At 61.3% G+C, this 12,470-nt stretch carries 11 protein-coding genes; 1 reads left to right on the plus strand and 10 read right to left on the minus strand.

The window, feature by feature from the left end; all coding sequences use genetic code 11:
- Positions 1–97 precede the first annotated feature (97 nt).
- The 6 genes from hisC to AC3VI7_RS03635 all read right to left on the minus strand — a co-directional run bounded on the left by hisC (position 98) and on the right by AC3VI7_RS03635 (position 6,545).
- Entirely contained in the window at positions 98–1,201 is a 1,104-nt protein-coding gene (hisC, locus tag AC3VI7_RS03610; protein WP_489668382.1) for a histidinol-phosphate transaminase, read from the minus strand.
- Positions 1,198–2,403 carry an acetyl-CoA C-acyltransferase gene (locus tag AC3VI7_RS03615; RefSeq protein ID WP_489668381.1) on the minus strand — a complete coding sequence of 402 codons (1,206 nt, stop codon included), beginning with the start codon at positions 2,401–2,403 and terminating at the stop codon, positions 1,198–1,200. Before AC3VI7_RS03615 ends, hisC begins: the two co-directional genes overlap by 4 nt.
- Entirely contained in the window at positions 2,396–4,162 is a 1,767-nt protein-coding gene (gene aceK / locus AC3VI7_RS03620) for a bifunctional isocitrate dehydrogenase kinase/phosphatase (protein WP_489668380.1), read from the minus strand. The genes AC3VI7_RS03615 and aceK overlap by 8 nt, the downstream gene beginning before the upstream one ends.
- On the minus strand, positions 4,162–4,851 hold the full coding sequence (gene can, locus AC3VI7_RS03625) for a carbonate dehydratase (protein WP_489668411.1): 690 nt from the start codon (positions 4,849–4,851) through the stop codon (positions 4,162–4,164). The genes aceK and can overlap by 1 nt, the downstream gene beginning before the upstream one ends.
- Positions 4,852–4,916: 65 nt before the next feature.
- Positions 4,917–6,122: an isovaleryl-CoA dehydrogenase gene (locus tag AC3VI7_RS03630; RefSeq protein WP_489668379.1), complete on the minus strand. Its 1,206-nt coding sequence runs from the start codon at positions 6,120–6,122 to the stop codon at positions 4,917–4,919.
- Positions 6,123–6,125: 3 nt separating this feature from the next.
- On the minus strand, positions 6,126–6,545 hold the full coding sequence (locus AC3VI7_RS03635) for a MerR family transcriptional regulator (protein ID WP_489668378.1): 420 nt from the start codon (positions 6,543–6,545) through the stop codon (positions 6,126–6,128).
- 39 nt (positions 6,546–6,584) lie between these two features.
- On the opposite strand from AC3VI7_RS03635, the gene AC3VI7_RS03640 reads away from it, so the two are divergent.
- Complete coding sequence (locus AC3VI7_RS03640) at positions 6,585–7,697, plus strand: MBL fold metallo-hydrolase (protein WP_489668377.1); 1,113 nt, start codon at positions 6,585–6,587, stop codon at positions 7,695–7,697.
- Positions 7,698–7,701: 4 nt separating this feature from the next.
- On the opposite strand, the gene AC3VI7_RS03645 is transcribed toward AC3VI7_RS03640, so the two are convergent.
- The 4 genes from AC3VI7_RS03645 to AC3VI7_RS03660 all read right to left on the minus strand — a co-directional run bounded on the left by AC3VI7_RS03645 (position 7,702) and on the right by AC3VI7_RS03660 (position 12,461).
- On the minus strand, positions 7,702–8,481 hold the full coding sequence (locus AC3VI7_RS03645) for a ParA family protein (RefSeq protein ID WP_489668376.1): 780 nt from the start codon (positions 8,479–8,481) through the stop codon (positions 7,702–7,704).
- A 15-nt stretch (positions 8,482–8,496) separates the two neighbouring features.
- Positions 8,497–9,162 carry a 16S rRNA (guanine(527)-N(7))-methyltransferase RsmG gene (gene rsmG / locus AC3VI7_RS03650; RefSeq protein WP_489668375.1) on the minus strand — a complete coding sequence of 222 codons (666 nt, stop codon included), beginning with the start codon at positions 9,160–9,162 and terminating at the stop codon, positions 8,497–8,499.
- The gene (gene mnmG, locus AC3VI7_RS03655; protein ID WP_489668374.1) at positions 9,159–11,123 is read right to left on the minus strand and encodes a tRNA uridine-5-carboxymethylaminomethyl(34) synthesis enzyme MnmG; all 1,965 of its coding nucleotides are present in this window, start codon (positions 11,121–11,123) and stop codon (positions 9,159–9,161) included. The genes rsmG and mnmG overlap by 4 nt, the downstream gene beginning before the upstream one ends.
- A 156-nt stretch (positions 11,124–11,279) precedes the next feature.
- Positions 11,280–12,461, minus strand: coding sequence for a class I SAM-dependent rRNA methyltransferase (locus AC3VI7_RS03660; protein ID WP_489668373.1), 1,182 nt, complete (start codon positions 12,459–12,461; stop codon positions 11,280–11,282).
- Positions 12,462–12,470: the final 9 nt, after the last annotated feature.

Genomic DNA, 12,470 nt, shown 5'->3' on the forward strand with positions numbered 1-12,470 from the left:
TCAAGACCGAGGCCGCGCGAGGCCCCGATCACCAACACGGAAAGCTTTGACGAAGAAGCAGCAGAAGTAGCAGAACTAGCCGCAGTAGGCATGGTCATCAGAGGGATCCTTTCAAGGCGGCCACAAGAGCTTGGACCAGGGCTTGGCATTCGGCGTCGGTGCCGATGGTGATGCGCAGGTAGGGCGCGATGCGCTCGGGCTGGCGGAAGTGCCGCACGATGATGGCTTGCTCACGCAGCATCTGTTGCAAGGCCGCGCCACTGTGTTGGGGATGGCGGGCAAAGACGAAGTTGGCTTGCGAGGGCAGCACTTCAAAGCCAAGCTGGCGCAACTCGGCGCTGAGCCCATCACGGCTGCGGATCACCGCTTGGCGGGTCTGCTCAAAGTAGGCCTCGTCCTCGACCGCCGCCTGCGCCGCCGCCAAGGCCAGCCGGTCAAGCGGATAGGAATTGAAGCTGTCTTTGACGCGCTCCAGCGCTTCGATCAGCGGGACTTGCGCCAAGGCGTAGCCCACCCGCATGCCGGCCAGTGAGCGCGACTTGGAGAAGGTATGCACCACCACAAGGTTGGGAAAACGATCCACCAACGTGGCGGCCGACTCGGCACCGAAATCCACATAGGCTTCATCGACCACCACCACCATGTCGGGCCGGGCGAGCAGCAAGCGCTCGACATCCGCCAGCGGCACGCCGCGCCCGGTCGGGGCGTTGGGATTGGGGAAGATCACCGCGCCAGCGTCGGCCTGCGCGATGTAGTCGTCCAGGTGCAGGCCGAGCTGCTCGTCCAGCGCCAAGGTGCGCGCCGTCACGCCGTAGAGCAGGCAGTAGGTCGGATAGAAGCTGTAGGTGACGTCGGGAAAGAGCAGCGGCCGGGGCTGGCCGGCGGCGTCTTCGTGCTTGAGCAGCGCCAAAAAGATGTGCGCCAGCACTTCGTCCGAGCCATTACCGACAAACACCTGCGCAGGCTGCAAACCGTGTTGACGCGCCAAAGCGGCTCGCAAACCCGTGGCCCCCGGGTCGGGATAAAGCCGCAAACGGCTGGCGTCGTCGCCCAGTTCGGCCCGGATGGCCGCCAACACCTGCGGGCTGGGCGGATAGGGGTTCTCATTGGTGTTGAGCTTGATCAGGTTGGCCAGCTTGGGCTGTTCGCCCGGCACATAGGGCTTGAGCTGGTGGACCACCGCACTCCAATAGCGACTCATAACATCTCCAAAGCCAAGGCGGTGGCTTCACCGCCGCCGATACACAAAGAAGCGACACCGCGCTTCAAACCCCGCTGACGCAGTGCGCCGAGCAAGGTCACCAAGATCCGCGCGCCCGAAGCGCCAATCGGATGCCCCAACGCACAGGCCCCACCGTGGACGTTGACGCGGGCGTGCGGCAACTCAAAATCCACCATCGCCGCCATCGTGACCGCCGCAAAGGCTTCGTTCACTTCCCACAGATCGACATCGGCCACCGACCAGCCGGCTTTGTCGAGCACCTTGCGGATCGAGCCCGCCGGGGCGGTCGCGAACCACGCTGGTTCCTGCGCATGCACCGCGTGGGCCGCGATGCGCGCGATGGGTTGCAGACCGCGCGCCGCCGCCGTCGAGGCGCGCATCAGCACCAAAGCCGCCGCGCCGTCGCTGATGCTTGAGGCATTGGCAGCGGTGATGGTGCCGTCCCTCTTAAAAGCAGGCTTCAAGCTGGCGATCTTGTCGAGCTTGGCCTTGGCGGGTTGCTCGTCTTGGCGGATCACCGTGTCAGTACTACCGCTGCGGCCCTTGAGCGTCACCGGCGCGATTTCCCAATCGAAAGAACCGTCTTGGTGGGCTTGCTGGGCGCGCAAGGTCGATTGAATCGCGAACGCATCTTGGGCCTCACGGGTGAAGCCGTATTTTTCAACGCACTGCTCGCCAAACACACCCATCGCTTTGCCACCCCCGTTGGGCAAACGCTCATAAGCGTCTTCCAGCCCGTCCATGGCCATGTGGTCGAACATGGGCGTGGCACCGTACTTCACGCCCTTGCGCGCAAACATCAGGTGCGGCGCGTTGCTCATGCTCTCCATGCCGCCGGCGACCAGCACCTCGGCTGAGCCCGCTCGGAGCATGTCGTGCGCCAGCATCACGGCGCGCATGCCCGAGCCGCACATCTTGTTGAGCGTCACCGCGCCGGCTGAGAGCGGCAGCCCCGCCTTGAGGGCCGCTTGGCGCGCCGGGGCTTGGCCTTGGCCGGCCATGAGCACGCAGCCCATCAAGACCTCATTCACGGCCGTCGCAGTGATCTCGCCCCCAGCACGCTCAACGGCCGCGCGGATCGCCACAGCCCCAAGCTCCCACGCGGCCAAGCCAGCGAAATCACCCAACAAGCCGCCGATGGGCGTGCGGGCGGCCGCAACAATAACCACGGGATCAAGCATGGAGCACTCCTCGGGTGGCGCGGAAACGGCGGCTCGGATCGTAGGGGAAGACGTCGTGGACATGCCCGGCGGCAATACGCTCCTTGTGGCCTTGCCAGAAAGCGGCATCGAGCAAATCGGCGTGATGCTTCATAAACACCGCGCGCACCGCACGGTTGCCGAGCAAGAAGGGACCGAAGGTTTCGGGGAACACATCCTTGGGGCCAACCGTGTACCAGATCTCGCCCGACATTTCTTCTTCCTCGTTGCGCGGCTCGGGCACACGGCGGAAGTTGCAATCGGTGATGTATTCGATTTCGTCGTAGTCGTAGAAAACCACCTTGCCTTGGCGCATGACGCCAAAGTTCTTCCAGAGCATATCGCCCGGAAAAATATTGGCCGAGACCAGATCCTTGATGGCATTGCCATATTCGATCACGGCATGCTCCAACTGATCAGGTGTGGCGTCTTGCAAGAAGATATTGAGCGGAATCATGCGGCGCTCAATATACACATGGCGAATCACGATGTTTTCACCATTATCTTCAATCAGGCTGGGGCAAAAATGCTTCAGCTCTTTGATCAGCTCTTCTTCAAAACGCTCACGCGGGAAGGTAACGTTGCTGAATTCAAGCGTGTCGGCCATGCGCCCAACACGGTCGTGCTGCTTCACCAGCAAATATTTACCCTGAATCAGCTCACGGGTGGTTTCCTTCTGCGCTGGATAGAAATCCTTGATGACCTTGAAAACAAACGGGAAACTCGGCAGATCGAACACCATCATCACCATGCCCTTGATACCGGGGGCGATGCGGAAACGGTCGGTCGAGTGGCGCAGGTGGAACAGAAAGTCACGGTAAAACAAATTCTTGCCGTGCTTTTGCAGACCGAGGGCGCTGTAGAGCTCGCTGCGCGGCTTGCGCGGCATCATCGAGCGCAAGAACTGCACGTAGGCACTCGGGATCTCCATGTCCACCATGAAATAAGCCCGTGCAAAGCTAAACAACGCCAAGATGTCTTCTTCGCCGAACAAGGCGGCATCAATGATTAACTCACCGTGATCATTGTGCAAGATGGGCAAAGAGAACGGAATATCGCGGTAGCCGTTGATGATCTTGCCGACCAAATAAGCGCCCTTGTTGCGAAAGAACAGACTCGACAGCACTTGGATCTGGAAATTCGCCCTCAGCCGCGTGTCGTCCATTTCCTTGAGCAAGGCCGCGTAAACATCATCCAAATCGGCGTTGATGTTTTCAAAGGGTAGGTTAAGCCCAAAGTTTTCGATGACTTTATTCAGGGTTTCACGCAGATTTTTATCATTCGGATAATATGCGTGATACGTCGGCTTGGCTTCAAGCTCATCATTTTCAATATATTCTGTACTGACCGCTGGTCGCACGAATAAAAAATCGTTATGGAAATAACTGTGGTGCAGGATTTTGGTCGTGACTGAATTGAAGAAAGTTTCGGCCAATTCGGGCTGATGATGATTGGTCAGCAAACCGATGTAATGCAGTTTGACTTGGTGCCAGGTATCACGCGGCAGCGAAACAGCCTCGAATTCATGTTGCAAACGCTCCGCCGCCTCGGCCACGCGCTTATCGTAGAACTCGATGCGCTCGCGCTGCGCGCGCTGCTGGCCGTGCCAATCTTGTTGTTCAAAGCGCTTTTTGGCCTCAGCGCTGGTGGCGCGAAAGGGCCGGTAGTGGCGATTGAAACCTTCGATCAAAGCCGTGGCGATCTCAAACGCCCGGCTGTCATTCAACTGCTGTGGAAACATCAAACATCCTCGACAACGGAATCAACATTTTTCAAGCCGTAGCGCCGCGTCACAGCGTCCAAAGCCTTGGCATACATCGGCGCAATATCGTCGGCACCGGCCACGGTCATGCACAAGTCTTCCAGCAAACCATTGTGCAAGCCGTAGACCCAGCCGTGAATCACCACCTCTTGGCCGCGCTGCCACGCATCTTCGACGATGGTGGTGCGACACACATTGCGCGCTTGCTCCAACACATTGAGCTCGCACAGCGCATCCACCCGCCGAGCAGGCGGCAGAGAGTCCAAGAAGCTTTGGTGCAGGCTGCGCACGTCTTGCACGTGACGCAGCCAGTTATCAGCCAGCCCAACACGCAAATTGCTCAGCGCGGCCTTGACACCGCCGCAGTTCGAGTGCCCGACCACGATCACATGTTTCACGTGCAACATGTCCACCGCGAACTGGATCACCGACAAGGCGTTCAGATCCGAATGCGCCACCACGTTGGCAACGTTGCGATGCACAAACAGCTCGCCTGGCAGCAAACCCACCAATTCATTGGCTGGCACCCGGCTGTCGGCGCAACCGATCCAGAGGTACTGCGGGGACTGCTGCTTGAGCAGCCGCGAGAAAAAGCCCGGCTCGCGGGCTTCGCTCTCTTGGGCCCAGTCGCGGTTTTTCTGGAAAAGATCCTGCAAAGCGTGGGGCATGGTGGGCATGGGGCTAGAGACGGGTGAAGGCGGAAGCACCCAAGTTTACGCACAAGGTCGCGGCCTCAAGCGGTCTCGGCGAACAGCTCCCGACCGATCAGCATGCGGCGGATCTCGCTGGTGCCCGCACCGATCTCGTAGAGCTTGGCGTCGCGCCACAGTCGCCCCAACGGGTAGTCGTTGATGTAGCCGTTGCCGCCAAAGATCTGGATGCCCTCACCCGCCATCCAGGTGGCTTTTTCGGCGCACCACAAGATGACGCTGGCGCAATCCTTGCGCACTTGGCGCACATGCCCGCCCCCCGGTTGGGCCGCGAGCTTGTCGAGGTTTTTGCCCACGGTGTAGGTGAAAGCGCGCGCCGCTTGCAGCACGGTGTACATATCGGCCACCTTGGCTTGGATGAGCTGGAACTCGCCGATGCTCTGACCAAATTGCTTGCGGTCGTGGATGTAGGGCACCACGTTGTCCATCACCGCCTGCATGATGCCCAGCGGTCCAGCGGCCAGCACGGCGCGCTCGTAGTCCAAACCGGACATCAGCACCTTGGTGCCGCCGCCGACCTCGCCCAGCACGTTCTCAGCCGGCACCTCAACGTTATCAAACACCAGCTCGCCAGTGTGCGAGCCACGCATGCCCAGCTTGTCGAGTTTTTGCGCCACCCGAAAACCCGGCATGTCCTTCTCGATCAAAAAGGCCGTGACCCCACGCGCGCCCAGCTCAGGCGCGGTCTTGGCGTAAACCACCAAGGTGTCGGCGTCGGGGCCGTTGGTGATCCACATCTTGCTGCCGTTGAGCACATAGCGCCCCTGCGGAGCGCGCCACTCGGCGCGCAGTTGCATGCTCAGCACGTCGGAGCCCGCGCCCGGCTCGCTCATGGCCAAGGCACCCACATGCTCGCCCGAGATCAGCTTGGGCAAGTACTTGGCCTGTTGGGCGGCGCTGCCATTGCGCCGGATCTGGTTGACGCACAGGTTGCTGTGCGCGCCATAAGACAGGGCCACCGAGGCCGAGGCCCGGCTCAGCTCCTCCATGGCGATCATGTGCGCCAGATACCCCATGCCCGCACCGCCCAGCTCTTGTGGCACGGTGATGCCCAGCAAACCCAACTCGCCCATCTTGCGCCACAGCAGCATGGGGAACTGATCGCTGCGATCCATCTCCGCCGCCAGCGGCGCGATCTCGCGCTGTGCAAAGCTGCGTACCGCATCGCGCAGCGCGTCGATGTCGTCGCCCAACATGAAGTCGAGGCCAGGCAGGGTCGTCAAGGTCATGGGTCAGTCTCCGAGAGGCATGGGTGGGGTGTGTTGTTGAGCCAGCGTGCTGCGGCAGCGTTCTTCGTGCTGGCTGATTTCATCCAAAGTGATGCGGATGTCTTCGAGCTGCTGCTCCAGTTGCAGACGATGGGTGTGCAACACCTGCAAAAACGCTTCCAGCTGCGGTTTGGTGTCCGAGGACGCGTCGTACATGTCCACCAGCTGCTTGATCTCCTGCAAGGACAAGCCCAAGCGCTTGCCCCGCAAGGTCAGCTTGAGACGCGTGCGGTCGCGGTGGGTGTAGACCCGGTGCCGCCCATCGCGGCTGGGCGTGAGCAAGCCGACATCTTCGTAAAAACGAATCGCCCGGGGCGTGAGATCGAACTCCTGCGCCAACTCGGATATGGTGAAAAGACGCGCGGAAGACGGGCTGGTGGTCATGGCTACACTGACGTTAACGTAAACGTTAGTCTACCCACGATGAGCCTGCCCCAACACACCGCCACCCACGAAGTCCTCACCTATCCCCAGGGTGAAAGCGTTCCCGCCTTGGCCGAGCGGGTGTTGATCGCGCCGGGGGTGTACTGGCTGCGCATGCCGCTGCCCTTTGCCTTGGATCACATCAACCTCTGGTTGCTGCGTGACTGCTTGGAGGGCGTGCAAGGCTGGACCGTGGTGGACACCGGCCTCGATACGCCCACGACCCGCCAAGCGTGGGAGACGCTGTTTGCCCATGCGCTGGAGGGTTTGCCGATCCTGCGCGTCGTCGTCACCCACATGCACCCGGATCACATCGGCTTGGCCGACTGGTTGATCGAGCGCTGGAGCCTTCCCACGCGCCCGGTGCGGCTGTGGATCAGCGCCACCGACTGGCTGGCAGCGCGCGCCGCTTCGCAGCAAAGCTCAGGCCATTGGGGCCAAGCGGCGGCCGACTTTCTGGGCAGCCACGGGCTGGTCGATGCCGAGAAGCAATCCTGGATACGCGCCAAAGCGGGCTACTACAGCGAACTTGTTGCGCGGGTCCCCCCCACCTACCGGCGCTTGATGGCCGGGCAAACGCTGCGCATCGGGGCGCACACGTGGAACCTGATCGCCGGCCACGGCCACGCCCCCGAACACATGGCGCTCTACTGCGCCGACGCCGGGCTGATGATTTCGGGCGACATGGTGCTGCCGCGCATCTCGACCAACGTCAGCGTCACCGACGCCGAGCCCGAGGGCAATCCTTTGCAGCTTTATCTCGACTCGTTGCACGCCATGCAGCATCTGCCCGATCAGACCTGGGTGCTGCCGTCCCACGGCCGACCCTTTCGGGGCCTGCAAGGGCGCATCACGCAACTGCTGCAACACCACGCGGATCGCTTTGCGGACCTGCGCCAAAGCTTGGCCGCACCAACCGTTGAAGCCGAGGGCATCAGCGCCGCCGACGTGTTGCCGGTGCTCTTTAGACGCCCGCTCGATGCCCATCAAACCTTGTTCGCCATGGGCGAAGCCATCGCACATTTGCACGCGCTTTGGCACAGCGGTGAGCTGCACCGCCAGCAAGACGCCGCCGGGACGTGGCGCTTTTCAAGGGCTCAAACCGCTGTTTAAGCGTTCAACGCGCTGCGGCGGGTTGGACGCGCTCCACCATCTCGCGGGCAAACTGCAAGAAGGCTTTGGCCCCGCGTGAGGATGGATCAAACACCACCCCCGGCAGGCCATGGCTTGGGGCCTCGGCCAAGCGCACATTGCGCGGGATGATGGTGTTGAAAACCTGATCGCCAAAGTGCGCCAACAAATCTTGGCTGACTTGGTTTTGCAAGGTGGTGCGCTGATCAAACATGACGCGCAGCAGGCCGATGATTTCCAGCTGCGGATTCAACTTAGCTTGGATCTGGCGGATGGTGTTGACCAGATCGGACAAGCCTTCGAGCGCAAAGTATTCGCACTGCATCGGCACGATCACGCCGTGGGCACTGGTCAGGCCGTTGAGCGTCAGTAGGCTCAAAGACGGTGGGCAGTCGATCAGCACAAAGTCGTACTCGGTCTCCACCGCCACCAAGGCCATCTTGAGACGCCGGTCGCGGTGTTCCATCGACACCAACTCGATGTCCGCCCCCGCCAGCTCACGGTTGGCCCCGAGCACGTCGTAACCCACGGCCGCGACGTGCTGCCGCGCCTCTTGCACGCTCGAAGAACCCAGCAAAACGTCGTAGACCGAGAGCGGCAAGCTGCGCTTGTCCAGCCCCGAGCCCATCGTGGCGTTGCCTTGCGGGTCCAGATCAATCAGCAGCACGCGCTGCCCCACAGCCGCCAAGGCGGCAGCCAGATTGACGGTGGTGGTGGTTTTGCCGACCCCACCTTTCTGATTGGCGACACAAAAAATCTTGGTCATGATCAATTCACCTTGTCACTTCACCTTGCGCATCCACACCAGACAACGACGGGCATCCACCCCCGGAACACGCAAATGTTCCACGTGAAACATTTCAATGTCCGGCGGCAAAGCGGCAATTTCATCGAAGGGCTCCACGCCCTTCATGGCGACCCAGAGACCGTCAGGGCGCAGCAGATGACGGGTCAGGCTCACAAAATCGGCCAGCGACGCAAAGGCGCGCGAGGTGATGATGTCGAAGCTGCCCGGCATCTGCTCGACCCGGCTATGAACCGCGCTGAGGTTTTTCAACCCCAATTCAGCCGAGACCTGGCGAATGAAGGTGGACTTCTTGGCCACGGCGTCCACGCACGTCACTTGCCAACCCGGACAGACCGTCGCCACCATCACCCCCGGCATGCCCCCGCCGCTGCCGACATCCAGCACGCTGAGCTGCTCCTCGACCTTGTGACCCAACACAGCGCGCAACGGTGGAATCAGCGCCAAGCTGTCGATGACATGGTGAGTGATCATTTGATCGAGCGCGCGCAAAGCGGTCAGGTTGTAGACCTTGTTCCAGCGCGCGATCAACGCCACATAGGCCAGCAGGCGCTCAGCCGCAGCGCTATCCAGCGCGACACCCAACTCCGCCGCACCTTGGCGCAAGGTGGGTAAAAAAGCGTGTACATCAGCAGTCGTCATGTGGGCTCCCCGTCTTTCACCGCGTCTTTCACCGCGTCTTTTACCGCGCCTTTCAAGCGCTTCTTTTTCAAATGCACCAACAGCAGCGAAATCGCTGCGGGTGTCACGCCTGAGATCCGTGCCGCTTGCCCCAAGGTCTCGGGGCGCTGGCGGGCCAGCTTTTGGCGCACTTCAATCGACAACGCCGTCACGGCGGCGTAATCCAGATCAGCGGGCAAAGGCAGTTGTTCGTAGCCCGCCGTGCGCTCGACTTCTTCCTTTTGCTTGTCGATGTAGCCGGCGTACTTGGTGGTGATTTCGATCTGCTCGATCACCTCATCGGCCAGCCGCACGCCCACTTCTTGGCGCAATGTTTCACGTGAAACATCGATGGTTTCACTCAACGACGAGACGGCATCGAAGCCGATGCCCGGGCGGCGCAATAAATCAAGCAGACGATATTCATGTTCCAACGCCTTGCCCAGATGGCGCTCGGCCACCTCGGCCGAGACGATGCGCGGATGCACCCAGGTCGATTGCAGGCGCGATGTTTCACGTGAAACAAGATCGCGCTTGCGGTTGAACACCGTCCACCGATGCTCATCGACCAAGCCCAGCTTGTGGCCGATCTCGGTCAGGCGCTCGTCGGCGTTGTCCTCGCGCAAGTGCAGGCGGAACTCCGCCCGGCTGGTGAACATGCGGTACGGCTCCGACACGCCCTTGGTGATCAGATCATCGACCAGCACGCCCAAATAGGCCTCGTGCCGACCCAAGGACCACGGGTCGCGCTCTTTGGCTTGCAGGGCCGCGTTGGCCCCGGCAAACAGGCCTTGGGCGGCCGCTTCTTCGTAGCCGGTGGTGCCGTTAATCTGCCCTGCCAAGAACAAGCCTTGAAGCACCTTCGACTCAAACGTGGCCTTGAGTTCACGCGGATCAAAGTAGTCGTACTCGATGGCATAGCCCGGCCGCAGCACATAGGCGTTTTCCAGCCCCGGCATGGAGCGCAGGGCGGCGAGTTGAATATCAAAGGGCAACGAGGTCGATACGCCGTTGGGATAGAACTCATGGGTGGTCAGACCTTCGGGCTCTAAAAAGATCTGATGGCTGTCCTTGTCGGCAAAGCGATTGATCTTGTCTTCGATGCTCGGGCAATAGCGCGGCCCCACCCCAGCAATCACGCCGGTGAACATCGGGCTGCGATCAAACCCTGAGCGCAAGATGTCGTGGGTGCGGGTGTTGGTGTGGGTGATCCAGCACGGCAACTGGCGCGGATGCTGCTCAGGCGTGCCGAGAAAGCTGAACACCGGCACCGGATCCAGATCACCGGGCTGCTCGACGAGCTTGCTGAAATCGATCGAGCGGCCATCAATGCGCGGCGGCGTGCCGGTCTTGAGTCGCCCTTGGGGCATCGGCAATTCTTTGAGCCGCGCCGACAAAGTCACCGCCGCCGGATCGCCCGCCCGCCCGGCGGGGTAATTGTTCAAGCCGACGTGGACCTTGCCATCGAGGAAGGTACCAGCGGTCAACACCACCGTGCGGGCCTCGAAGCGAATCCCCACTTGGGTGATCACGCCCGCAACGCGATCACCTTCAAGGATCAGGTCATCGACCGCTTGCTGAAAGAGCCACAGGTGCGGCTGGTTCTCCAGCCGATGGCGAATCGCGGCCTTGTAGAGAATCCGGTCCGCCTGCGCCCGGGTGGCGCGCACCGCTGGGCCTTTGGAGGCATTGAGGATGCGGAACTGGATACCGCTCTCGTCGGTGGCGGCCGCCATGGCCCCACCCAGCGCGTCCACTTCCTTGACCAAATGGCCCTTGCCGATGCCACCAATCGAGGGGTTGCAGCTCATTTGCCCCAAGGTCTCGATGTTGTGGCTCAACAGCAGGGTGTCACAGCCCATACGCGCAGCAGCCAGCGCCGCCTCGGTGCCAGCGTGGCCACCGCCCACCACAATCACATCGAATTTCTGGGGATACAACATGGAAAAAGTCCTCGGATTCAGTCAGGGCGAGATTCTAAATTTTGGGGGCCATCCACAAAGTTATCCACAGCTCAAAACCACCCATACCGCAGAGAGAATCCCACAAAAAAACCCGCTGGGCGTCAAAGTTATCCACAGCAGGGCTTCACGCACCGTTCAGCGCCGCAACAGCGCCAAGCCTTTGAGATATTCACCCTCGGGAAAGACCAAGGTGGTGGGGTGATCGCTGGCCGCTTCGAGCCGGCGCAGCAAGTAAGCATCGACCTTGGCGTCCATGCCGGCACCGGCCACGATCTTGTGAAACAGATCGGCGCTGATGCCGCCTGAGCAACTGAAGCTCAGCAGCAAGCCGCCCTCGTTGAGCAGCATCAGCGCCAAGCGGTTGATGTCTTTGTAAGCCCGTGCCGCCCGCTCAGCGTGCGCAGCGGTCGGGGCCAATTTGGGCGGATCAAGCACGATGGCATCGAAGCGCCGACCTTCTTTGAGGTACTGACGCAGCGAAGCGTTCACATCGGCATCGACCACGTGATGGCGCTCGGCCTCAAAACCGTTGAGCGCCACGTGCTCGACCGCACGGGCCAAGGCGGGGGCCGAAGAATCAATGCTCCAGACTTCCTGCGCCCCACCGGCGAGCGCCGCCACTGAAAAACCGCCCGTGTAGCTAAAGCAGTTCAGCACCTGCTTGCAGCCGTACTGCCGCACCATGTCGGCAAAGAGCGCCCGGTTGTCGCGCTGATCAAGGTAGTAGCCGGTCTTGTGGCCCTCAGCCACATCGACACGCAAATGCCAGCGGTGCTCTTGCAAGGTGATCACGGTTGAGCCATCGCCACGCAACCAGCCGGTCACCGAAGGCAGGCCTTCGAGCTGGCGCACCGAGGCATCCGAGCGCTCGAAGATGCGCGTGCAGCCCGTCGTCGCAAGCAACTCATCGGCGATGACATCCTTCCAGTGCTCCACCCCTGCGCTGAGAAACTGCACCGAGAGCGTGTCGTCGTAGCGGTCCACCACCAAGCCCGGCAGACCATCGGCCTCGCCATGCAACAAGCGCACGCCGTTGCTGGGCACCGCCATGCGGGCGCGCACGGCCACCGCCTGCTCGATGCGGCGACGGAAGAAGGCGCGGTCGATGCGCTCGCTCTCGTCGAAGCTCCAGGCGCGCACACGGATCTGCGAATTCGGGCTGTAGGCCGCCCAAGCGAGAAACTGGCCGTCGTGGGACTGCACCCGCACCGTTTCGCCCAAATCGGCCTTGCCAGAAGCAACGCTGCCTTGGAACACCCAAGGATGGCGTCGCAGCAGCGAACGCTCTTTACCTTCACGAATTTGAATGACTTTCATGTCGGCATT

It is taken from the genome of Leptothrix toolikensis (SeqCode) (genome assembly GCF_057922285.1).